This is a genomic window from Desulfosporosinus sp. FKB, assembly GCF_002196705.1.
In the GTDB taxonomy this organism is placed as follows: domain Bacteria; phylum Bacillota; class Desulfitobacteriia; order Desulfitobacteriales; family Desulfitobacteriaceae; genus Desulfosporosinus.
Genome location: NZ_NADJ01000013.1, coordinates 87,230 through 109,984 on the forward strand (window position 1 = coordinate 87,230; position 22,755 = coordinate 109,984).

28 protein-coding genes and 3 pseudogenes are annotated in these 22,755 nt (G+C 39.2%); 27 read left to right on the top strand and 4 right to left on the bottom strand.

Translation table 11 applies throughout. From position 1 onward, the window contains the following. Nucleotides 1-53: 53 nt before the first annotated feature. The 4 genes from B5Y67_RS03765 to B5Y67_RS03780 all read left to right on the top strand — a co-directional run bounded on the left by B5Y67_RS03765 (nucleotide 54) and on the right by B5Y67_RS03780 (nucleotide 2,957). Nucleotides 54-611 (top strand): DNA-3-methyladenine glycosylase I, encoded by a 558-nt coding sequence (locus B5Y67_RS03765; RefSeq protein WP_088225212.1) that lies wholly within the window; start codon nucleotides 54-56, stop codon nucleotides 609-611. A 192-nt stretch (nucleotides 612-803) separates the two neighbouring features. Beyond that, complete coding sequence (locus B5Y67_RS25575; protein WP_207652389.1) at nucleotides 804-974, top strand: MazG-like protein; 171 nt, start codon at nucleotides 804-806, stop codon at nucleotides 972-974. Between the two features lie 564 nt (nucleotides 975-1,538). Next, on the top strand, nucleotides 1,539-2,402 hold the full coding sequence (locus tag B5Y67_RS03775) for an AraC family transcriptional regulator (RefSeq protein ID WP_088225213.1): 864 nt from the start codon (nucleotides 1,539-1,541) through the stop codon (nucleotides 2,400-2,402). Nucleotides 2,403-2,549: 147 nt separating this feature from the next. After that, a complete protein-coding gene (locus B5Y67_RS03780) occupies nucleotides 2,550-2,957 on the top strand; it encodes a recombinase family protein (RefSeq protein ID WP_088225214.1) in 408 nt (135 codons plus the stop codon). Between the two features lie 601 nt (nucleotides 2,958-3,558). Here B5Y67_RS03780 and B5Y67_RS03785 read toward each other — a convergent pair. Continuing rightward, the gene (locus B5Y67_RS03785) at nucleotides 3,559-4,449 is read right to left on the bottom strand and encodes a LysR family transcriptional regulator (RefSeq protein WP_088225215.1); all 891 of its coding nucleotides are present in this window, start codon (nucleotides 4,447-4,449) and stop codon (nucleotides 3,559-3,561) included. Between the two features lie 195 nt (nucleotides 4,450-4,644). Between B5Y67_RS03785 and dapA the strand changes: the two genes are divergently transcribed. The 16 genes from dapA to B5Y67_RS03860 all read left to right on the top strand — a co-directional run bounded on the left by dapA (nucleotide 4,645) and on the right by B5Y67_RS03860 (nucleotide 15,288). Next, nucleotides 4,645-5,508, top strand: coding sequence for a 4-hydroxy-tetrahydrodipicolinate synthase (gene dapA, locus B5Y67_RS03790; RefSeq protein WP_088225216.1), 864 nt, complete (start codon nucleotides 4,645-4,647; stop codon nucleotides 5,506-5,508). Nucleotides 5,509-5,912: 404 nt separating this feature from the next. Next, nucleotides 5,913-6,116 (top strand): hypothetical protein, encoded by a 204-nt coding sequence (locus B5Y67_RS03795; protein WP_088225217.1) that lies wholly within the window; start codon nucleotides 5,913-5,915, stop codon nucleotides 6,114-6,116. 14 nt (nucleotides 6,117-6,130) lie between these two features. Then, nucleotides 6,131-6,982 (top strand): diaminopimelate epimerase, encoded by an 852-nt coding sequence (gene dapF / locus B5Y67_RS03800; protein ID WP_088225218.1) that lies wholly within the window; start codon nucleotides 6,131-6,133, stop codon nucleotides 6,980-6,982. A gap of 735 nt (nucleotides 6,983-7,717) precedes the next feature. Beyond that, on the top strand, nucleotides 7,718-7,897 hold the full coding sequence (locus B5Y67_RS03805) for a hypothetical protein (protein WP_088225219.1): 180 nt from the start codon (nucleotides 7,718-7,720) through the stop codon (nucleotides 7,895-7,897). 193 nt (nucleotides 7,898-8,090) lie between these two features. Further along, nucleotides 8,091-8,336, top strand: a complete 246-nt coding sequence (locus B5Y67_RS25770; protein ID WP_242975822.1) for a hypothetical protein — start codon at nucleotides 8,091-8,093, stop codon at nucleotides 8,334-8,336. 41 nt (nucleotides 8,337-8,377) lie between these two features. After that, nucleotides 8,378-8,524 carry a hypothetical protein gene (locus B5Y67_RS25775; protein ID WP_242975823.1) on the top strand — a complete coding sequence of 49 codons (147 nt, stop codon included), beginning with the start codon at nucleotides 8,378-8,380 and terminating at the stop codon, nucleotides 8,522-8,524. A 352-nt stretch (nucleotides 8,525-8,876) separates the two neighbouring features. Further along, nucleotides 8,877-9,233, top strand: coding sequence for a hypothetical protein (locus tag B5Y67_RS03815; RefSeq protein WP_088225220.1), 357 nt, complete (start codon nucleotides 8,877-8,879; stop codon nucleotides 9,231-9,233). 373 nt (nucleotides 9,234-9,606) lie between these two features. Then, nucleotides 9,607-9,873, top strand: a complete 267-nt coding sequence (locus tag B5Y67_RS03820) for a hypothetical protein (RefSeq protein ID WP_088225221.1) — start codon at nucleotides 9,607-9,609, stop codon at nucleotides 9,871-9,873. Between the two features lie 278 nt (nucleotides 9,874-10,151). Further along, the gene (locus B5Y67_RS03825) at nucleotides 10,152-10,487 is read left to right on the top strand and encodes a DUF6054 family protein (RefSeq protein WP_088225222.1); all 336 of its coding nucleotides are present in this window, start codon (nucleotides 10,152-10,154) and stop codon (nucleotides 10,485-10,487) included. 254 nt (nucleotides 10,488-10,741) lie between these two features. Then, on the top strand, nucleotides 10,742-11,323 hold the full coding sequence (locus B5Y67_RS03830; protein WP_088225223.1) for a hypothetical protein: 582 nt from the start codon (nucleotides 10,742-10,744) through the stop codon (nucleotides 11,321-11,323). Nucleotides 11,324-11,537: 214 nt separating this feature from the next. After that, nucleotides 11,538-11,933 (top strand): DUF3795 domain-containing protein, encoded by a 396-nt coding sequence (locus tag B5Y67_RS03835; RefSeq protein ID WP_088225224.1) that lies wholly within the window; start codon nucleotides 11,538-11,540, stop codon nucleotides 11,931-11,933. Between the two features lie 197 nt (nucleotides 11,934-12,130). Next, nucleotides 12,131-12,592, top strand: coding sequence for a hypothetical protein (locus B5Y67_RS03840; protein ID WP_242975825.1), 462 nt, complete (start codon nucleotides 12,131-12,133; stop codon nucleotides 12,590-12,592). A gap of 269 nt (nucleotides 12,593-12,861) precedes the next feature. Continuing rightward, nucleotides 12,862-13,476, top strand: coding sequence for an SGNH/GDSL hydrolase family protein (locus B5Y67_RS03845; RefSeq protein WP_088225225.1), 615 nt, complete (start codon nucleotides 12,862-12,864; stop codon nucleotides 13,474-13,476). 203 nt (nucleotides 13,477-13,679) lie between these two features. After that, a complete protein-coding gene (locus B5Y67_RS03850) occupies nucleotides 13,680-14,195 on the top strand; it encodes a DUF1648 domain-containing protein (RefSeq protein WP_088225226.1) in 516 nt (171 codons plus the stop codon). Between the two features lie 118 nt (nucleotides 14,196-14,313). Continuing rightward, nucleotides 14,314-14,502 carry a hypothetical protein gene (locus B5Y67_RS03855; RefSeq protein WP_140419039.1) on the top strand — a complete coding sequence of 63 codons (189 nt, stop codon included), beginning with the start codon at nucleotides 14,314-14,316 and terminating at the stop codon, nucleotides 14,500-14,502. Nucleotides 14,503-14,580: 78 nt separating this feature from the next. After that, the gene (locus tag B5Y67_RS03860; RefSeq protein ID WP_140419040.1) at nucleotides 14,581-15,288 is read left to right on the top strand and encodes a hypothetical protein; all 708 of its coding nucleotides are present in this window, start codon (nucleotides 14,581-14,583) and stop codon (nucleotides 15,286-15,288) included. Between the two features lie 506 nt (nucleotides 15,289-15,794). On the opposite strand, the gene B5Y67_RS03865 is transcribed toward B5Y67_RS03860, so the two are convergent. Together B5Y67_RS03865 and B5Y67_RS03870 are read right to left on the bottom strand one after the other, a co-directional pair. Continuing rightward, nucleotides 15,795-16,817 carry a tyrosine-type recombinase/integrase gene (locus B5Y67_RS03865; protein WP_242975826.1) on the bottom strand — a complete coding sequence of 341 codons (1,023 nt, stop codon included), beginning with the start codon at nucleotides 16,815-16,817 and terminating at the stop codon, nucleotides 15,795-15,797. Beyond that, on the bottom strand, nucleotides 16,804-17,739 hold the full coding sequence (locus tag B5Y67_RS03870; RefSeq protein WP_088225229.1) for a site-specific integrase: 936 nt from the start codon (nucleotides 17,737-17,739) through the stop codon (nucleotides 16,804-16,806). The genes B5Y67_RS03865 and B5Y67_RS03870 overlap by 14 nt, the downstream gene beginning before the upstream one ends. 143 nt (nucleotides 17,740-17,882) lie before the next feature. Here B5Y67_RS03870 and B5Y67_RS03875 point away from each other — a divergent pair. The 7 genes and pseudogenes from B5Y67_RS03875 to B5Y67_RS03900 all read left to right on the top strand — a co-directional run. Next, a pseudogene (locus B5Y67_RS03875) lies at nucleotides 17,883-18,146 on the top strand (transposase); the annotation flags it as partial. A 459-nt stretch (nucleotides 18,147-18,605) separates the two neighbouring features. Continuing rightward, nucleotides 18,606-19,511: pseudogene (locus tag B5Y67_RS25780) on the top strand (tyrosine-type recombinase/integrase). Continuing rightward, nucleotides 19,495-19,785 carry a hypothetical protein gene (locus B5Y67_RS03885; protein ID WP_088225230.1) on the top strand — a complete coding sequence of 97 codons (291 nt, stop codon included), beginning with the start codon at nucleotides 19,495-19,497 and terminating at the stop codon, nucleotides 19,783-19,785. The pseudogene B5Y67_RS25780 and the gene B5Y67_RS03885 overlap by 17 nt, the downstream one beginning before the upstream one ends. A 247-nt stretch (nucleotides 19,786-20,032) precedes the next feature. Next, nucleotides 20,033-20,707, top strand: a complete 675-nt coding sequence (locus B5Y67_RS03890; RefSeq protein WP_242975841.1) for a tyrosine-type recombinase/integrase — start codon at nucleotides 20,033-20,035, stop codon at nucleotides 20,705-20,707. Nucleotides 20,708-20,840: 133 nt separating this feature from the next. Further along, nucleotides 20,841-21,215: pseudogene (locus B5Y67_RS26120) on the top strand (transposase); the annotation flags it as partial. A 24-nt stretch (nucleotides 21,216-21,239) separates the two neighbouring features. Continuing rightward, nucleotides 21,240-21,437 carry a transposase domain-containing protein gene (locus B5Y67_RS26125; protein WP_282432749.1) on the top strand — a complete coding sequence of 66 codons (198 nt, stop codon included), beginning with the start codon at nucleotides 21,240-21,242 and terminating at the stop codon, nucleotides 21,435-21,437. Further along, nucleotides 21,421-21,702, top strand: a complete 282-nt coding sequence (locus B5Y67_RS03900; RefSeq protein WP_242975828.1) for a hypothetical protein — start codon at nucleotides 21,421-21,423, stop codon at nucleotides 21,700-21,702. The genes B5Y67_RS26125 and B5Y67_RS03900 overlap by 17 nt, the downstream gene beginning before the upstream one ends. A 276-nt stretch (nucleotides 21,703-21,978) precedes the next feature. Here the strand turns inward: B5Y67_RS03900 and B5Y67_RS03905 are convergent, their stop codons facing one another. Beyond that, the gene (locus tag B5Y67_RS03905; protein WP_088225233.1) at nucleotides 21,979-22,653 is read right to left on the bottom strand and encodes an NlpC/P60 family protein; all 675 of its coding nucleotides are present in this window, start codon (nucleotides 22,651-22,653) and stop codon (nucleotides 21,979-21,981) included. Nucleotides 22,654-22,755: the final 102 nt, after the last annotated feature.

Genomic DNA, 22,755 nt, shown 5'->3' on the forward strand with positions numbered 1-22,755 from the left:
TGCGCAAATTATATCAAAATGAACATTTGTAGGATGACTGGGAGGAACTTTTTATGAGTGCATGTTTATGGCCTGGAAAAAATCAATTGATGAAAGAGTATCATGACAATGAGTGGTGTGTTCCAAGTCATGATGATTCATATATATTTGAAATGCTTATATTAGAAGGTGCTCAATCAGGATTATCATGGAATATAGTACTTTCCAAAAGAGAAGATTATAAAAGAGCTTTCCACAATTTTGATATCACCTATTGCTCAATGCTAAGCGACGAAGAACTAGAAGGCATCAAAGGTCAATATAATGTTATTAAACATCTATCAAAACTAAAAGCTGTAAGAAGCAATGCCAAAGAAGTCATCAAAATCCAATCAGAATTTGGAAGTTTTTCGAATTTTTTGTGGCGTTACGTTGATTTTAAACCGATGATAAATAATTGGGAATCTGATGGAGATATTCCTGCTCAGACTACTCTGTCAGAACAAATCAGTAAAGATTTAAAACAACGAAATTTTAAATTTGTGGGCCCAGTAATAATATACTCATTTATGCAAGCAATAGGCATGGTTGATGATCATATAAGAACATGCCCTCACCATTTTAAGAACTGATAAAACTTAAATAATATATAGAAGAAAAGGAATAACATGAAAGATATGAACTTAAGTGAAGTTGTTGAACGCTCTGTTCAAATAAGAAAGCTCTATCACGATTTGGAAAAGTAGTACCATGAAAAAGAATGGTCAGTCGAAGAAGATGCACTAGCTTTTCTAACAGATGCTGGATTGGTAGGTCGTTTGACAATGTCTCAACAGGGGCGTTGGCCAACAAATGGGGAAACTGTACCTGAACTGGAATATAAGCTCGGCGAATGCATATGGTGGATAATTATTTTGGCTGAACGCATGGATATTAAAATTTGTGAAGCAATGAAAAAATTCTTATCCAAAACAGAAAAACTTTTACAGGATTAAGTTAATAAGTAAGCGATATTATTTATGAATATATGTCCATCTAGAGTGGACATAACCTTCTAATTTTCCAATTATAACGATTTATATGACATAGAGAATTGAAGTAATAACGAGTATTTGAAAGATCGCATTCATGATGAAAAACATCAAAACGCTGGAATTTCAAACACCAAAAGCAGCCTTGAAAGGCCGGTTTTGGTGTTTTTGGAGCAGTGGATATTCAGTTAACTTGTCATAGCACCCATTATCGGACTCATTTTATAAAGGTAAATACATGTCGAAGTACGAATACTTATTAATGAACGTTATAGGACAATTAGAAGTTGATTTCCTAATTTAATTTAATTGCATGAACATGAATAATAAAATGTTCCCTTCCGATCGAAGCTTGATAAGATTGGACACCTTATTATGAAATATCGTTAGGAGGCATAATTTCGAGTTCTAATTTTGGTGTTATAAACTAACTGGGTTTAATCAACATATTTACCAGTCATCTAAAAGCAGAGAATGACAGGAAATAATAATAGAATCGTGTTAATTTATGTTACAGGAGTGGATGCGATGGAATGGCTTAATAAAATGATGGATGCTATTGATTATATGGAAGTGAATATGGTAGAGGGACTTAAAATCGAAAATATTGCACAAGTAGCATGTTCATCTCCATTTCATTTTCAACGGATGTTTCATATGCTTACAGGTTTTACGATTGCGGAATATATTCGCAACAGAAAATTGACGTTAGCTGCTCAAGAGCTGGCCATATCTTCGAATGTTAAAGTCATAGACATTGCATTTAAGTATGGCTATGATTCCCCTGAATCCTTTGCAAGAGCTTTCCGTAAAGCTCATGGAATTTCGCCATCTGAAGCGCGACAATCTGGAGTGAATCTCAAAGCATTTCCACGCATCTCTTTCCAATTATCATTGAAGGGAGACAAGGATATGGATTACAAAATAGTCCAAAAGAAAGCTTTTCAAGTAATAGGTAAGGAGCTCACTGTATCCACAAAAAATCAAAAGCAATTACAGATGATCCCCCATTTCTGGGATGAATGTGAAGCGAATGGAGTTGTTTCTAAAATTTGTTCCCTAGATCCAAAGCAACCTTTGTTGGGCATCTGCATGGATTTTGAGCATGACAAAGAACAATTCTCCTATATGATTGCAATCGAAGATATCCAAAATTCAACGAATACTGAGTTAGAAAGGAGGGAAATCCCCGCATCTACATGGGCGGTATTTACATCGATAGGTCCGATGCCCCACGCTATTCAAACAGTATGGCATAGAATTTTCCAAGAATGGTTTCCGGCAACTGGATTTGAGCATGCTGGTACACCGGAATTTGAAGTCTATCCCCCTGGAGATGGTTCTGCTGAGGACTACCAATGCGAAGTCTGGATACCAATAATTAAGAAATAACTTATGAAGACTAAACTTGCCATCTACCCCAATACAGAGTTATCATGTCCTACGTCCGGAATAACCCGGGCGTAGGATATTTTTTTGTTATCAATATGTTCCCACAAGCCTCACCTTTTAAATTCAACCAGGAAGGAAAGGAGACATATGAAAAAGTTACGAACCATTGAAAAAGCACCAGTCTTTAATGAAACTCTCAAGAAGCTTAGAGTTTGCGCTTACGTCAGGGTCTCAACTAACCAAGCCGAGCAGCAAGAGAGTTTTTCAGCCCACGCCCACGTCCAACATCACACTTCCTTTATAAATAACAATCCAAATTGGATATTTGCAGGTATCTATAGTGATAATGCCCTATCCGGTAAGAACGCAGCAAAACGATCAGAGTTTATGAGAATGGTTCAGGATACAGAGAATAATAAGTTTGATTTGATTATTACGAAGTCCATAAGTCGTTTCGCTAGGAATACTCAAGATTGTTTGGAAACCGTCCGTAAGCTTAAATCACTTGGGGTAGGAGTTCAATTTGAAAAAGAACAAATTAATACTCTTAGCTGACGATATTTTCTGAAATATACTCTTCCGCCAGCCAAGACCCCACCAGGCTCAAACGGCATTTTTTTTGTATCCTCAAGGCACATTGGCGTAACTTCAATGACATTCAATTCATCAACACCAATGCACTTTGGGGTTACTTCATTGTAAGTTTTTACGGAAAATATGTTTTCGTGAACGCAGCACGTCGAGACGGTGGTAGTATGTAGAAAACAGACAGTCTGAAAATCGCTATTCTGCGGGTTGCAGGTCTTGTCAATATTCAGAATTGCATTAAAAACACACAATGTTTTCAGCCTACGTCCACGGAAACATGTCAATAGGTAAAACGGGCAAAAAAATGCCTAATAATGTGTCACAGTGTCAGGGGACCCTTGAGACTGAGAAATCAGGTTTGTGTAATTTATACCACTGAGAATTAGACATAAAGAGCCGGTTAAATATCTTAGGATTAGCATAAAAAAAGTCAGATCATTGATTGATCTGGCTTTTTTATTTTCTTCTGACGAATTTCAAGATCTTATCTGAAATGAAGGACAGTTAAGGAATGCTAGATTGAATTCAATATACCAACAACGCCGACTTATTTAATATCTGAATTTATTTATAACCGTAACATTTGTCGAGTCAATTCCAGAAAGGATTTCAAAGTCGGTGATATCCACTTGTCTTTGTGATATACCAATTGAGTGATAAGTCGGAATTCAGGACCTGCCCAGGGTATTTGAACTAATTTACCGGTTTCAACTTCCTGTTTAACGGCGGTTTCCGGTAACAATGTAATACCAATGCCACTTATAGTAAATTGTTTTATAGCCTGAATACTATTGGCTCCCATTTTATATTTTGGTTGTACACTCGCCTCAGCTAGGATGTTTTCAAGAATAATCCTATAAGTACATTCATCCTCCGTTAAAATTAGGCTTTCTCCTTGCAAGTCTTCAGGATAAATCTCTTCCTTGGCAGCTAAATGATGATCGGGTGAGACCAGTACAGTCATTAGCTCAGGTGTTAATTCTTCAACAATGAATTCCTGAGTGTTTAGTTTCCGGTCAATAATAAATGTAGCATCAAGAGCGTTGGTTCGTAAAAGTCGAAGATTTTCACTGCAAACGCCGAAATTCATAACGATTTCTACTTCTGGATAGCGGTTGTGGTATTCCTCAAATACTTTTGGAATGCGAGTTATAGATAGTGACTCAACCGTACCAACAGTTAATGTCCCTCTGGGGACTGATGACGTTTCAGATATAACATTTCTGGCCTCAGATACAAGCTTTAATATTTGTTCCGCATAAGGTATCAACTTTTCAGCCTCTTGTGTTAGTGTAATTCGCCTACCTAAACGCTCAAACAACTTTACTCCCAGCGATTCCTCCAATAACTTGATTTGGGTAGTAACGGATGACTGGGCATAGCCTAGGGTTTCGGCGGCTTGAGTAAAATTTTCTAATTTAGCAATAGTCAAGAAGGTTTTTAATTGCCGTATTTCCATGGCGTTCCTCCGATAAACGATCGAGATCTTCGATTAAATTAATCATATTAATCAATTTTACTGGTGCATCTCTTTATGATATGATCTTCTTCAAGAAAAGTCTAGTAATTAATTATAAAAATGGGAGAATAAGTGATTTTAGCGTTTCAATCTTAATCTATATTACACTAAACTTGTTAACTGGAGAGGATATTCATGAAGGTTGAAGGAGTATTTGTCCCACTTGTAACACCTTTCAAAAATGGCAAAATAGATTACAATTCGTTTAAAAGAATGATCGATTATTATATTAATAAAGGAGTAAGTGGCCTTATTCCATTAGCTACAACAGGAGAAATTCCAACTATATCAGAGTATGAGTATGAGGAAATTATTGAAAAAACCATGGAATATAATAATAATCGTATTCCTGTTTATGTTGGATTAGGTGGAAATAATACAAGCAAAGCAATTAGCCAACTAAAATTGGTGGAAAAGAATAGGGTTAATGGAATTTTATCTGTATGTCCCTATTATAATAGGCCGAGCCAAAGAGGTATATTTGAACATTTTCGGAACATATCAGAAGCAACAAGTTTAGATATTATTATCTATAACGTACCATATAGAACTGGCAGTAATATTGCGAATGATACCGTTTATAAGTTGGCGGAGATTGAGAACATTGTAGCAATTAAGGATTCATGTGGAGATATAAGACAAACTAGTAATCTATTATTAAAGCCACCAGAAAACATTTCTATTTTAACAGGTGAAGATGTATTCTATTATACGAGTTTAACCCTTGGGGGTAATGGTGGAATACTGGCCTCGGCACATCTGAATATTGAAGAATTTCTTGGTATTTTTAATGCGATAAAAAACAATAACTATCAATTGGCATTAGCAAAATGGAAGAGTTTATTTAGGTTTATTCCTCTTTTATTTGAAGAACCAAACCCCACACCGATTAAGTATTGTTTATTTAAATTAGGTATTATTGACTCTCCAGAAGTAAGATTACCGTTAACCGAAATTACATCACATTTAAAGGAATCACTCAATAGAGTTTTGTTATGAGTTAATGTCAGGACTAGCAGGAGGTCGCAGTAGGGTGAAACTTCCCTGTTTGTCTCGATCCAGGCAATACTATTATTATAACTTGATTGTTTATACACCCACCGAAGCGTTTTGGGCGTTTGCGGTGGGTATTTTTGTGACACAATATGCAGGAAATAAAGGATAATGGTGGAATTTATAATAAGTCTCCGCGAACTCACTATCGCTAGCTTATTCTGTAAACTTCATCAAATGGTGAATTATCCCCTACGCATTTGTAGGAGATTGTGCTAATTGGAGGATTATTAAATGGATAAGCCTTTCTGCGAAAAACATACAGAGACGAAACTGTAACAATATTCGGTACTAAACCGAATAGAACAATTGAAGCTAAGATAAATACCAATATTGGTGGCTTAAATATAATGCATATATTTACAAATAAAGTTCCTGCTTCTTATGATATTGCTCCATTTGTCAAGGGTCTAGCTGATGAAGGAGAGCTTGAATCAATGCATCTAGATTGGCAAATTATTAGTTCCACATCACATGTCTTTGAGGATGAGCATCCAGGTGTAGCCAAACATTTACATGCGTCGAATACAGTTGTAGCAAAGAAAAATGTTTAGACAAGGAGAAAACGATGAAAGTAGATTATTACAAATACCATGCTTTGGGTAATGACTATATTGTAATTGACCCTAATAAAACTAGGATTAATCTCACCGAAGAAAACATCAAACTAATTTGTCATCGTAATTTCGGAATAGGCTCTGACGGCATTTTATATGGACCATTCTTTGAGGGTGATAGCCTAAAACTCAGAATTCTGAATCCCGACGGTAGTGAGGCAGAGAAAAGTGGCAACGGAATCAGGATTTTCTCAAGGTATCTTTTTGATCAGGGCTATATTAAAACTAACTGTTTTTCTTTAGATACTTTAGGCGGGAAGGTTTTTGTTACCATCTTAGATGAGAAAGGAAAGTTAATCAAAGTTGATATGGGGACAGTTACCTTTCTGAGTGATACTATTCCAGTGGCAGGACAATCACGAGAAGTTATTGACGAAGTTATAGAAATAGAAAGTGTTCCGTTTAGAATCACAAGTCTTTCTATAGGAAATCCACACTGTGTGATTCCTATGGATATGATTTCGGAGGAATTAGCAAGAAAATTAGGTCCAGTTATTGAAAACCATCCAATGTTTCCAAATAGAATTAATACACAATTATTAAAGGTTATCGATCGAAAGAATATTAAAATTGAGATCTGGGAGCGAGGAGCGGGTTATACTTTGGCATCCGGGAGTAGTAGCTGTGCGGCAGCGAGTGCTGCATATAAACTAGGTTTAGTTGATAATGAGCTAAAGGTACACATGCCTGGTGGAATTATTGAAATCGAAATAAATTTGGATGGGCATGTTTATATGACTGGTTCAGTTTCGAGTGTCGCAAGTGGTACATTCTCAAATGAAATGTGGAAAAACATAGGATGAAATTTTAATTAGTAACTCTTTTCCTTCCATGAAGACCAAAGAGTTATTTATGAAATGAAAAATTCCCCGCTTCCCAAAAGAAGGCCCCTTTCGAAGATTGAGTGGGGATGGTAGGGGCGAAAGTGTACTGGTTGACTAAGATATGAGCTGAGTGTGGCATTGATACAGTATTGAATAACCCACCGAGAGCGTTTGGGAGTCTGAGAATGTTTATGGAGTTCATAAGTCACGGTTATTTAAGTAGTGGGTGTGTTACAACGAAAATCGAAAAAACAACGCCGGAATTCCATTCACTTGTAATTATTGGAGGAAGAAAATGAAATCAAAGAAAATTATAATTGCCTTGTTTGTAGTAGTGCTTGTGATTGTAATTTATTCTTTACTGTTTTTACGGTGGACTGGTAAATAAGTTCACTAGGGAATAGGGAGTGGACTGGTTGACATATTTCGGCCACAATCGGATAAACCAAATCGGCAGTATGATCGAACACTTCATCGAAAATTAAACACACCGCCGGTTGCGCCTTGCTAAGTTCAAGAAACCGCCTCTATAAACCTAGCCAACAGTCAAGTACCGAGTCTTGCGTGGTGTTGGTAGGGCGTGGGGTGCTTATTTGATACAAATCCGGGCACATTTTTGAAGGTGTATTAACTGACTTGATTTGTAAGAAAGTGGAGTATATCATTTATCATAATGATTTAATTGAAGATTAAAGTCCTGGAGGAGGGTTAATTATGGCAAATGAACTATGTCCACGATGTGGAGTCGCAAGAAATATGGTGATATTTTCAACAGAGAATAAATCTATCGACACAGATGGAAAAACGTTTACGGTTGTAACGAAAAATTATCAATGTGAAGTATGCCATACTTTTGTAAGAAGCGAGGAAGAAAAGGTACTTGCTCCAACTTAATTAATTAATAGTAGAACGCCCTCATGGACGTTCTATTTCATATCCACTGAAGAATTAGCCGCCCTGTATAAATCCCAGCCCCCAGTCAACCCACCGAACTTCTTCAATCCCGCAGGATGGGATGTGCTTACCTGGCGGATAAGGGTAAGTGTGGAGAGCGGAAGGATGTGATGTATGGGAGGAGACAAATCTCTTGATAGCTATACATACTGCAATCGTTGATGATTTGGAATCATTGGCTCAACTATATGAAGAGTTAAGTGGCGAAGAAACAGATATCAATAAGATGAAAGAAAATTTTAAGGTGATGGATTCAAATCCTGATTATGTAATTTTGGTTGCAAAAGATGATAATTTAGTTGTTGGCTCAGTAATGGGAATCATTTGTTTGGATTTAGTTCGTAAATGTAAACCGTTCATGGTAATCGAAATGTTATAGTAAGAAATACTTGGCGCGGTAGAGGAATTGGGAAAATACTTATGGAAGAAATAGAGAATATTGGGCGTACAAGAAACTGCTTTTACACGATGTTTCTATCCGGAGGCAAAAGAAAAGAAGCACATCATTTTTATGAGGCTATTGGTTATGATTTGGATTTTGTTCGAGGATTTAAAAAATACCTTTAGTCAATCTAAAATTACCTGTAGCATTCCAAGCTAACCTCGAGAAGAAATACCCGCCTCTAATAAGCCTCAGCCACTCGTCAACCTACCGGAACGCCTTCAATCCCGCAGGATGGGATGAGGTTGCTTGGTGGATAACTGAAGTTCTACCTCTCATTGAACATGGAAGTTAGAATATACAATCAGACATGTGGTCTGATTGGTGCTAGTTCTGGCACGGAGAGGATTTTGCACAAGATTGGAAGGAATGTTTGGAAATATGTTGAATGCATATGAAAATAGATTAGAGATTTTTTAATCTCCAGTGCCTGTTCAAAAAAGTTTTGACCAGAAGTGAAAGGAGAAATATGTTAAATTGCAAATATCGATTGGTCAAAGTATATTGATAGGTATATGTGGGGGAGCAGGTGCAGGCATAGCGGTATTTTTATTTAAGTGCCTTTTAAATTGTTTAATATATCTAGTAGAAGAAAATAGAATTTATAAGTGGTTAGAGAAAAATACCGAAAATGCGGATTGCCAATATTCTAGAAAAACACTCTCTATTGCCTGTTATAATAATTTGTCTGTAGATAGGGTTATCTTTGTCGCATCAAAAAGTAAAAGAATTTTTCACTGTTATGAAGAAAATGATATAGTATGGACTATTTACGATGATAGAAAAGCTAATAGTACTGATAAATTATCCGAGGTATTGTACAAATATTCTTAAGGAACCCTATGATAAAAAATTATGCTCACATGAATACTATTTCAGAGGTTGAAGTATTCGTAGGAGAGCTTCACTTCCAGAGGATATTACTGATTAATTAGTGAGCAATTTCGTTCATCTCTTCGAATGTTAATTCAATGCACTATTACTTAGTCCGCTACCCTCAACTCCCAAATGCCCCATATCCCCTAGCCCTCAGTCAACCCCACCGAACTCCTTCAATCCCGTAGGATGGGATGTGGTTGCCTGGTGGATAGGGGGAGGTGTGGGATGGAGGAATACGGTATATTTGGAATTGATATTTTACTGTTTGACATAAAGTCGGGGTTATAAAAAGCTGCATCTTATATCGTTTCATTGGAGGCATATTTTGATGGAACCAGCAAAATTTATCCGTAAGTGGGAAAGAAAACGTGCAAAAGGACCATTTAAACATATACTTCTATATTGTGTTGCAATTCCGGTTGGAGGGCTATTTGGTGGATTAATAGGAACAGCACTTGGTCATGGAGATGTTCATAAGTTTCTTTCGAACTCATTATTTGGTGTTGCTATTCTTTTTATATGGGGATTAGGACTAGGTGTGTTTGATTGGAAGAGAAATGAAAAGAAGTATAAAATCTTGATTCGGCTTCCCTAAAAAGTAGGCAAAAATCCCCACCCACGAAAAACCAAATAATCTAAACGGCTTTGCGAATCCAGGGCGTGTTGCTCTGGATTTTTACAATTTGTCGAGATAGAGTGGTATAATTAGGAAAAGAGAGCGGTTAGAATCGGCCCGGACGCCAATTCCGTTAGTTGGCAGACAGCTTAACGCGGTAATATTTTGTCCTGGAAAGCAGGGATAGTTATTTGGTCGGAAAGCTGGATGGGATACGTTGGATGGGTATAGGGGCTCAATATGAGGGAGGGAGAATAATGGCTAAGTATGAAAAAACGATTACTGGTCAATTTGAGGAAGTGGTTAACCAGTTGCAGGAAGATATTGACAATAGTGGATTAACTATGAATTTAGTCGATGAGAGCAATTACATTTCTGGAAATACAAATATAGCCGTTCGGGTTTACGATAAATATTTTATGAGAAATGGAAACAGAGCGAGTTTAAGCCTCACCGTAGTGGGACATGGCGATAATATTTTTATTTCTGCGATTGGTGCTGGTGGAGGGAAAGGTGTTCTTTTTAACTTCAGTCTAGGTGCTGAAGAAGATATGGTGGGCATAGTGCAAGAGAGCATTAAACGTATGGAATAATTTCTTCTATATTTATAGAAGGCCCTTCTCAATTTAGTATCCTAGCCATTTACCCGTACCAGCTAACCTCAACCCCAAATCCCCATAAACCCAGCCCGCAGTCAACCCCACCGAACTCCTTCAATCCCGTAGGATGGGATGAGATTACTTGGCGGATGCCGGGGGAAGTGTGGGTTGGATAGCGGCGCTGAGTCCGAGAATGGGTCCCTTATATAGAGAGAGCGGTTGAGTTGAGACGGAGGAATTAAGTAAAAATGAAGAAAGCTTATGCCAAAATTGTTATAGTCATTGTTATTTTGATAGTCGCAGTTTGGTATTGCTATTTTGGCGGTTATAGATTTACTCCTTTGGAGGCAGCACATTTTGATATTGGAGAGAACTCAGTACCTTTTGGAAATGTTGATTTCGGCTGGGGGAAAGTAATCCTATTTAATACGCCAAATGGTCCCCGGACTGTATTGGCAATTAGAAGCGGTTTCTTATGGAGAGCGCCAGATGTTTGCACACTTGATAAATTATCTTCAGATAAGATTAACACAGTTGGTTGGATGAGTTATAAAAGCGGCAAAAATCAGGCTACAGTATTAGCGGTGCAAACATCTGATCCTAATGTTGCATCCATTGAAATGGGTTCAGCTAGTGAACAAGAGAAAAAAGTGGTAAAAACGGGAACGCCAGTAATCTTTTCTTGGAATAAGTTAATCCAGTCCTATGATTTAAAACCCACAGCGCTTTCAAAAGATGGCGCTCCTCTGTATGAATATAGATATCCGAAGAACACAAGTGTATTAAGCAGTAATGATCTGAAGTGGTATCCGGTAAATGGGGACAAATAAGGATTTTAGATAAGATTGAATTCTTTGTTTCGATAAAAGTCCTAATCATCTTTGTTAACCTTACAACCCCAAATTCCTATAAAACCTAGCCCCCCGTCAACCTTACGAATTCCGTCAATCCCGCAGGATGTGATGTCCTTACCTATCCAAAGACGCTCACCGAACTGGGAAGGTGGAGGTGTGCGGCATACCAGTATGAAGAGAGGAGTCTCATATGACTAAGCTGTCTTATTGTGGAAATGATTGTTCGGTATGCCCGAGGTACACAGCTACTGAAAAAGGTGATATTCTTCAACTTAAGGAGGTAGCAGATTTATGGTTTCGAGCTGGATGGCGTGATACAGTTGTATTTCCTGAAGCAATTAAATGTTATGGGTGCCTAACTTCAAATTTTTGCAGGTATGGAATACAACAGTGTGCGAGTTCAAAAGAAATTGATAACTGCGGAATGTGTCCAAGCTATCCTTGTGAAATAAGTTCCAAAACATTTATACAAACTCAAAAATACGCAGATAGCATTAAAGATAAATGTTCTAATGAGGAATATCTTACGTTGCAGTTGTCATTTTTTCAAAAGAAAGTGAACTTGGACCGACTTCATTCGAAATAAAGATGGCTCATCTAATCAACAACACCTAACCCCTCGTCCCGCGCTAACCCTTAACAACTAATGCTGCGGGATGCCCTTACCAATCTAAAGGCGCTCACCGAACCGGGAAGTTGGAGGGGATGTGCTACAAGGCGTGAATGCATTTTGGTTATGCGCCCAGAGTATTATGGAACGGATGTGATTCAATGAGTAGGTTTATGTTTATTGCAGCTGACGTTGAATTGCCAGAAATAGATTTCTCTGGCGTCTTAAGGCTGACGGTTAAGGACTTAAAGACCATGAGTCCTAGACCAATATCATTTTGGGATCGGGATAAACTTTCTGATGATTGTAAAGCATTAGTAATTCCGAAAGACGCCGACACTACAGGGCTACAAATATCGAAATGTACAAATCCTCCTCATGAAACAGGAGAATATATTAAAAGGAAATACATTTATTGGCTAGGTGGAAGATTTAACTCTAAGTGGAAAAAGCAGTTTCAAGAATATGTACAGGATAACTTTGGAGAAGGTACTTATTTCGAACTTTGGTCACTATGGTTCGGAAACCACAAAATGGATGAGATATTACAAGAGGAATGTGACTTTGTGGATATCGCTAATTTTGATTTTGATGATTTATTGAATACAGATAGTTGCATAACTGTAATTATGTAGACACCACACCACCACCACAGTGACCCCCGCTACCCCAAATCCCCCAAATCCCAGCCACCCGTCAAGCCACTGAACTACTTCAAATCCCGCAGGATGGATGTCCTTACCTATCCAAAGGCGCTCAGCGAACAGGGTAGGTGGGGGATAGGTTTATGGAGTGTTATGGTGGAGAGGAGTTTTTTAAAGGTAGACGAGATTCGAAGATCGGATTGGGGAAAAAGGCAAAACGTAGAAGCTAAGTTAATTGACTGAGTAGCAAGGTGAAATATATGGAAAAGAAAACAGTATTTGTCCTTGGCGATAGCATCTCGATACACTACAGCCCATTTTTGGGAAAAATGATAAGCAGTAAGTTTAAGTATCAACAAAAGGGCCAGGTTATTGATGCTCTCAAGGATTTGGATAAGCCGAATGGGGCTAATGCGGGTGACAGTAATATGGTCCTGGAGTATTTAAGAGATGAAGAGAAAAAAGGTGTATATTACGACATATTGCTCGTGAATTGTGGTTTGCATGATATAAGGGTAGATCGTAATGATAAGCAAATTCAAACTGAGAAAGAGCGCTATGAGGAGAATTTAAAACAAATTTGTGAAGTTACCTTGAAAATGTCACAAAGAATGTTTTGGATCACGACTACCCCAGTTATTGATATAATCCATAATCGTAGATCTGAAGGATTTCTAAGGTATGGCAAAGATGTTGAACTCTATAACAATTTGGCACAAAAAATAATGGACAATCGTCAAATACCAATAATTGATTTATTTTCATTTACTAGCAGTCTAGGAAACAATATTCATTATGATCATGTACACTTTACTGAAGAAGTAAGGGCATTACAAGCAGCTTTTATTTCTGGATTTTTATTTAGTATTGGATAAAAAAGCTGATTACTTCCAACCAACCCAACACTCCCTCCGTACCCTCAACTTCAAATCCCCATAAATCCCAGCTACCAGTCAAGCTACCGAACCCCTTCAATCCCGCAGGATGGGAAGGTGGAGGGGATGGGGCATATTTGGAATTGATATTATTTAGAAGTCTGACTATAGCCAAATAGTTTGCTTTAATAAAGGAGCAAGTTATGACTGAGAGTTCTTCGAAGGAAAAACGTCCGCGAATACAAATGCATCGTTCCTTACTGGAAAACATATTTGATATTGGAGCTATAATTGGAGTAGTAGCTTCATTAATTTATCCTGTAATTATATGGTCCTCATTACCGAGTAAAATTCCGGCTCATTACAATATTCAGGGTCAAGTTGATCGATGGGGGTCGAAAGGGGAAATATTCCTATTAGTTCCAGTGATCATTCTAATGTACATATTCCTATCAATTATTAATCGTTATCCACATAAGTTTAATTATCCATTTGCTATTACCGAGCAAAACGCAGAAATACAATATCAGATAGCCAGGTTAATGGTCCAATCTCTGAAGGCGGAAGTTATTTGGATTTTCGCTTATATTCAATGGAGAACTATTGAGGGTGCAATTGGTAAGGAGCTAGGTCTTGGAATAGGTTTCATCTTAATATCTATATTGCTACCGTTAGTTACTCTGATTTTCTACATTTGGCAGGCATTTAAGGCTAAATAGTGTGAGAACCCTAACAAGATGCCCTTACCTTTCCAAAGACGCTTGCTGAACCGGGAAGGTGGGAGGGTGTTGTTAAAAAAGTATGGACTATGCTTCTATATTATTGAAGGAGAAACTAATGATTAAATCAAAAGGTAAAGTTGTATCGATTGCGATGATGGTCATAGCAACGGCAGTTATGATTTTGGCTATTTGGACAGAAAACATGAGCAGATCTACACGACCTTATATTGTTTTGAGTTACTTGATCCCAATGACGGTTGCAATGCTTATTTCTAGAAAGAGCGTTAACTTTAAGAAGAGATAACCGCCTACCTATTAAACCCCAGCCCCCGATCAAACAACCGAACTCCTTTAATCCCGCAGGATGGGATGAACTTACCTAGTGAATACTGGAGGATGGATGGGATGCGTCACACCGGTCATAGCACCACGCGGAAGAAAGGTTCTGAACATGAGAAAGAGAAATATTAAAAAAATTGCGAAAATTTTTATTGTCCTGACAGTGTTCAGCATTATTTTACTTGTGTCAGGATGTTCAAACAATAAGGCTTCAACCAAAGCCGAAAATGGAAAGATTATACCGGTAGAACTGTCAAAAGACGAAAAACAATTACTCAATGCGGTTGGAGTGCAGAAATACTTTGTTTTTCAGGTAAGTTTGCCAAAAGGGGAAAATGGTCAAGCCCATTGTTGGATAGATTATTATCATAAAGGTGTAATTAAAAGAATAATGGATGGAAATAGCATATTTAATACCAATGGAGATAATACCGAAAAGATAGTTTTGGCAACATTAGAGGCTGATCAAGGTGCAAATGAGCAAAAATGGATTATTTCTTACATCGGTAATAGTGGCTCCAGCAGATTAATATCAAGTATACCAATAGATAAGGATGGTGCAACAACATCAGCGAGTACAAACGGCTCAGACATAATTAAAGGTAAACCTGTAATTTTAGCGGTGATGACGTACAATCAATCAGTTTGCCCGATTATACCGCAGACCGTATTTACAGGAGAAGTAACTGCATTTAAAGATTTGATTAGCGATAACGACTCAGTGTATGTATTCAGATTTGAATTAGAATAATAATATTTTTTACATATAATCCCTGGTTAAATACGGGGATCTATATTAGGGATGCGTTTCTCATATTATTCCCAAAATCTCTAACAACACTGTTTTGCCACAAGTCAAACCACCGAACTCCTTCAATCCCGCAGGATGGGATGTGTTGTCTGGTGGATATGGGGAAGGTGGTGGAGAGCGTGACATGAGTGATTTTTTAGAATGGAGCAAAAAAATGAGTAACATAGTTTTGTTGGTAGTAGATGTTCAGTAAGCGTCAAATCTAACGACACATAGCTCACACGCTTTTTCTGTGAGAAACTATGGTAGAGAGAGCATCCTGAGATATCGCGAAAACTCTCAGTAGCTCTTAATACTACTCGCAGGAGAGGGTGAAAAATGGAACTGCAAAAGGTAAAACATGAGCTAAAAGTGGAGAAATGGCGCAAGCTTATCTATGAGTGTCGGAACAGCGGTCAAACGATTCGCACTTGGTGCAACGAGCACAATATCAGTCCTCAGACCTTTTATCGGTGGCAGCGTGTTGTTTGGGACGCAGGGACACAAAACCTTCTTGAAGGGTCAAAGCGGCAGCCGGTTATGATACAGGATGAGACAGCGGTGTCGACGAAATATTGTTTTGTCAGTCGGAGGTACTTTTCTGTTGATTCAATACCCTTGTGTCCTAGATAGGTACTAAGTATGGGAAGTGAGCAGTAAGGATCTATTCCTTTGCGAATCATCTGCTCCAAAGCATGGACACTGAAAGTGTGTCTTAGGTCATGTACGCGTGGGTACTTTCCATTACTTAACTGGGATATGCCGACTTTCTTTTCTAGATTTCTAAACTGATTCCGGATGGTTGTTGGAGAGTATCTTTCATTGTGAAGCGCAGGGAAAAAATATGGATTTCCCGCTCTTATAACCTTTGAATCATACCAGGATAAATACTGTCGTAATGATTCGGATACTGGAATCAAGCGGGATACATTATTTTTACCGTTCATAATGATAAGAACTCCATTATCTAAATCGACGTGTTCACGCTTAAGGGCAAGGGCTTCGCTTACTCGTAATCCACATCCATAAAGCATACGGATTACCGCAGGATATATATAAGGGGTATTTACAAACTTATTCTTGTTTGGCCCGATTGTATCAGCTTCCTGAAGAATTCTGCTGATTTCCTCATAGGTAAAAATATACGGAACAAAGTCTTCGGTAGTTTTAACCAGTTCCTTTGGGTAAACATAAGCTGGAATGCCTCTAAGGTTTAAGAAAAGGGCAAACTGTCTTATATGAGATTGTCTTGCATGAAGGCTCCGGACACTTTCAGAGCCCCTTTTCGATGCATAAGTATTAACCAGTTCTGGCGGTAAAGCCAGTATAGGATCGGATTTTGAATTAGCGTATATAAAATTAAGCATGCTGTTTACCTTGGTCTGTTCGATATACGAATACTTAAATCCGAGGGAATGTTTATACTCTATGTAATCCATGGCAACGTCACGGTAAGTCTCGGGGAAATCGAAGGTTTCATACTGTTTCATATGGCACCTCCAAAGCTAATTCTCTAAGGGCCTCAACATCAATATTAAGATAAATTCTAGTCGTATTGATGCTTGAATGTCCCAATACCTCCTTAATTACATGCATAGGGGTATTGTTATGGAGCATGTTGCTTGCTAGAGAATGCCGCATGGCATGTGGCCCATGTTTACGTTCCGATGTGTCAATGTTTGCCTTTCGGAAATATTTAGAAACTATATGGTGTATACAGGTATTAGTCAACGGCTTTTTGCCATTTTTTATACCGATAAAAATGTACTCTGAGTCACTTTTCGGACGCCCATTTTTTAGATAATCGATCAATGAATACTTGATATTTTCCAGTAAAGGAAGCTGATTAAAGATTTTAGTCTTATACTGAACAAACTCAATCGTATCATGTACCCAATGGATATCCGACATTTTCAGCCGGATGATGTCTCCGGAGCGCATACCAAGTTCTGCAGCTAGCAGTAGTACGACAAAGTCCCTTTTTCCATAAGGCGTACCCCGGTCTATGGCAGAGATGATTCGCCTGACTTCCTCAATAGAATAAAAGGAAAGTATACGTTCCCGTTTGTTTGTAAATATAACCGGGAAAATCTCATATCCCGAAAACGGGATGAGGTTTCCGAGGTTCAGGTAATTAAAAAAGTGGCGCAAGATAAATGTGCGTCCACTGATGGTAGAAGAGGATAAATTAGCAACTGAAGATAAATAGCCAGTCACATTTTTCTGTAGGCAATGATGAAAATCCTTTACGTTGTTGTCACCAAGATAATTCAAAAAAGAAGTAATCGTTAATCTTTTTGATGAAATTGTCAGTGGTGACAGGTTGCTGAATTCTTCTAGGTTCAAGTATTCTTCCAAGATATCTAAATAAACGTCATACCTAAGAAGAATCTTCCCAGTTTTGTTATGCATCTTGATGCACCTCCTTTTTTATGAGGATAACATCAAAATGTTATGTTGAGTCATATTTCCATAAAGATGGGCTAATCAGCTGGAATACAATAACTTTCTAACTTTATCTGGAATCGCTCTACATAATATATCGCTCAACATAAGATGAAACCACTCTGCAAGTGCTGCGGGAACCGGGGAAATCCGCTCAGTCCAAGAGCTACATATGGCTATACCGAACAAGCGGCGATACCGGACAGCCGATTATCTTGTATGAATACCAACCGGATCGAAAAGCCCGCCGCCCAGCCGAATTTCTGAAGGATTTTTCCGGATATTTGCATGCAGACGGTTACAGCGGCTACCATAGTCTACCGGCTCCAATCACAGTAGTTGGCTGCTGGTCGCATTATCCCAGATGTATGATTATCCGAGGAGATTCGGCGCAGGCTGCATAACTGCTGTATTTTCGTCTTTTTTCTCAAATAATCCTACTCCTATTACAATAGAAATGTACCTTAATATTTCTATTGTGAAAGGAGACAGTTATGAGTACAAGACAATACGGATGCCAGTCGTTTGATTCATTGAAGAAGGGTCTACTGAAACTACTTCAGGACAAGGCCTACAGAAAGGATACCATCAATAATTATCACCGGAAGCTGAATCAGCTTGAGCGACATATGGTTGCGAATGACATCGTCACTTATGACCCGTCTGTCGGCCAGAGATTTATTGATGATTATCTTTCAACGCATGTACTCAGTAAAGGTAACCGGCAATACATTAATACAGTCATTCATCGCTTAGATGATTATTGTGTTGGTAAGTATCGGATCCAGCGCAAAACGGAACTCATCCCATTGCCCGAAAGCTATACCGCATTGATGGGTGGATATCTGCAGAAATGCAGGGATGATGGAAACAGGGAATCAACAATCATTGGAAAGAGATATTTTCTTCGGGAATTCTATTGCCATCTTGAATCTCTTGGATGTCATGACCTTAGGGATGCGGACGCTGCCATCATCGGCAAGGCATGCCTCATGCAGAACAACAAAGACGGATGGGCTGTCATCAGGATGTTTCTGCGGTATCTGAATTGTGCCGGTCTGATAAATCATGATTTCTCAACTATCATCCCTCATTTTAAGAGAGCGTTCCGCCTTCCGAGTACCTATACAGAGGATGAAATCAATCGTTTTGAGGAAACGATTGATACTAATTCTAAAGTCGGAAAACGCGATTATGCGATGCTGCTTCTCGCAACTCGGCTTGGTATGAGATCCGGCGATATAGCAAATCTCACTTTTTCGTCGCTTGACTTCGGTAACGACACTATCAGTTTTACACAGGAAAAGACAGGTGAGCCTCTTGTCCTTCCTATGATCTTGGCAGTAAAAACTGCATTAGCCGATTATCTTAAGAACGGAAGGCCGGAATCGAGTCAGCCCTATGTATTCCTGAGGTCAAATGCCCCATTTGAGAAGATAACTGCTTCTGTAATTCGCTTCGAGACTAACAAATATTTTTGTAAAGCTGGCATCAATATCACTGATAAGAAGCATTGACCCCATGTGTTCCGTTCTTCTCTGGCCAGCTCAATGATAAACCATCTGGTGCCATACGATGTAGTACGGAAAATCCTTGGACATACAGACCCTGATGCCGTCAAGCACTATGCAAGAGTTGATATCGAGAGGCTTCGCGAGTATGCTATTGAACCTCCTGCACCTTCCGGTTGTTTCAAAGAGTTTCTGGAAGGGAGTGGCAGTTATGAGGACATTCAATAGTCCCTTCCGGAAAGAACTTGAAGATTTTCTTTCCTTGCGACAAGCATCACTCAGTAAGAGCGCATATGCCCATGACTGTCATTATCTTGCAGATTTTGATACGTTTTCAGCTAGATATACAAATGAAAATTCCGTATCAGAAACCCTGATTAATAACTGGATTCATACCCTAAACGGAAAGAGCAGTTCCATAGCAAATGAGGTCATAGTCATACGTATTTTTATGAAGTACCTTAACAGTATCGGGATTATCGCTTACGATAAAATCGTATAAAGCAGCTTTCAGACTGCTCCTGAAATATATGTATCAGGAGAAAGGTATCTCAGCTGATCAGATAGCTTTTGAGGGTTTCGATTACCAGACAATTATTGACTTCCTGTCGTGGCTTGAAAAGTCACGAGGATGTAGTGCAACTACCAAGAACCAGCGCCTGTCAGCACTTTCGTCATTCTCCTCTTATGCACAAAACAGGGATTTCGCAGCTGCATCGACATTCAGAAGCAGTGTCACAAGGATTCCGATGAAGAAGGTCGCACATAAGAATCGGGCGATCTTCACAAGGGAAGAGGTCATAATTCTACTGAAGCTTCCGGACGATCACTATGAGATCGGTCTACGGGACAAAGTGCTTCTTAGTCTCATGTATGCCAGTGGTGCAAGGGCTCAGGAAATATGTGACCTTACCGTGAAGGACATTCAATTCTCGAAAAAAGGTGCTTCTCTTAACATCACTGGAAAGGGACGCAAAAGGAGAAGAATTGGAATTTCTTATGAATGCGCATCTCTCTTGAAGGGCTACATTGATCATAGGAAGATAGCATCACTTCCGGAAAGGCATATATTCTCCAGCCAGACACACGAAAAGGTGACCGTATCCTGCATCGAAGAAATCTTTAAAAAATATGTCTGGATAGCAAAGCAAAAGAATTCTGGCTTATTTATTGATGACAGCTATACGCCCCATTCAATGAGACACTCGACAGCAAGCCATATGTTAGAAGCAGGTGTCCCTCTTGTTGTGATTAAGAACTTTCTTGGACACTCGTCATTGCAGTCAACTCAGATTTATGCTGAGATATCCCAGAATACTGTGGATATGCATCTGAGGGAATGGAATGAGCGATGGTTCTCAATACCAGCCAACGTTGACCATAACACTGTCCATGATAATGAAATGCCTGATTTTCTACGCTGATTGTTTCATTATGATTATCCGAGAAGGTTTTAAGGCTTTACCTATCTCTTCAGCTTCGAGCATACTTTCTCGGATAATCATACATCTGGGATAATGCGACTTATTCCAGTTCTCGAATAAGTCGCATGCCCGACGAAAATTTGATGAAGCTCTGAAAGCTCTCCCGCCCAAAGACCGGGAGGGGTCTTTGGCCCTGCACGGAAAACGCTATTGCGATACGTTGTTTAACATCGAAGAGCAACTGACAGCATACCCCGAGGAAAAACGTTATGAGAAACGTCAGGGACTAGCAAAGCCGGTGCTTGATGCCTTTTCAGCATGGCTGAGTGCCCAGAAAACCGCGCCGAAATCTGCGATCGGCAAAGCAATCTATTACATACAAGAACAGTGGCCTTGGCTAATAAACTATCTCTTGGACGGACGGCTGGAGATTAGCAACAACCGGGCGGAGCGCAGCATTAAACCCTTCGTCATTGACCGGAAGAATTTTTTATTTGCCAACACGCCGAAAGGGGCTAAGGGCAGCGCCATCATGTTTAGTCTCATTGAGACAGCAAAGGAAAACGGACTAGATCCCTATCGGTATCTGAGTTACGTCTTTGATGCAGCGCCTAACATGGAACTCGGTAATCCGGAACAATTAGAACAGCTACTGCCCTGGAACGCGCCGGAGATGTGTAAAGTCCCGCCAAACTTAAGTGAGAGGAGCCAATATGAAAAAGCGAAGTAACATTGACACAGTTCTCGATATGGTCGAAGCGTTCCTCAAAGGCAATATGAGTCGTATCGATTTCAAACTCGATTTCCCCTATGAAGTACAGAAGCGCTACCAAAAGATGGCCCGCGAAGACGTGGAATTTGCAAGATTGATTGACGATCGTCTGGTGGAAGACGGTGTTTATAAAGGCGATCGCCTCAGTGATGAGGAATTCCGGGAGCTCATACGGAAACAGTTTCTGGATGTCGTAGACATCAGTGACGAAGGGTTCCTATAATCGCTTGATACGAGTAGATATTTGTCAAGGCGTCAACACGTTTGACGCTTACAGTCATTTGGTCAGCGAAAACTTCAAATGGCGGATACGAAGGCAATTTGAAGCAGGGGAGATTGTTAATTTGCGCTTTATGTTCGGGTACGTATCGTGAAGGGTAAAATAGAAATCGATCTCAATAATTTCTAGCATCATTAAACGAGCAACAGCATTCGGCTGTTGCTCTTATCATCCAATATCATTTAACCATATTGAGAATAAACAGATCGAAGAGGGTGACTAAAATACCCGTCTAGCGGTTAATTCAACGGATGTCCAATAGGGTCCAATCGGATAAATTGTAACTCCCTCAGAACTGGAAGCATTGATGAACTGGTCGTTTCCGATGTAAATACCCACATGGTCTACTTTTCCGTCATTATTCATGGAGAAGAAGATCAAATCACCTGGTTCCAGCGCATTAAAGTTTACCGGTGTCCCTACAGTCGCTTGATCGCTTGAAACTCTGGGTAAGCTAATCCCGTTTTGGGCGAAGACGTATTGAACGAATCCCGAACAATCAAAACCGGTGGGAGATTCGCCGCCCCATAGATACGGAGCCCCAATGTATTTTTCGGCAGTGGCAATGATGGCGTTGGCTTTATCAGCATGTAATTTCTTGGCATAAGCATTGATCAGGGCTTCACTTGTGTTCGTTCCAACGATGCCATCGGCACTTAAAGAGTTTGCTCTTTGAAAATCAACAACTCCCGCTTTGGTTTTTGCACCGAAGATACCGTCAGGACTACCAACATTATCACCCAGGTAGTTCAGTTCGGTTTGCACCTGCGTGACCCCTTGGCCAGTTGAGCCGACTTTTAGTAAGGTATTTCCGGTGGATGCTTGTGCAGTTTGAGCGAAGCCGAAAACGAAAAAGGTTACAAGAATTAATAGGGTCGACAAACTCTTTTTCATAAAGCAACTCCTTCATTTTTTAGTTCGAAACTTGTATGTGATTAGGTTCATTATATATAAGAAGAATGGACAAACTATAAAGGAAATGTATCCTTAACATTA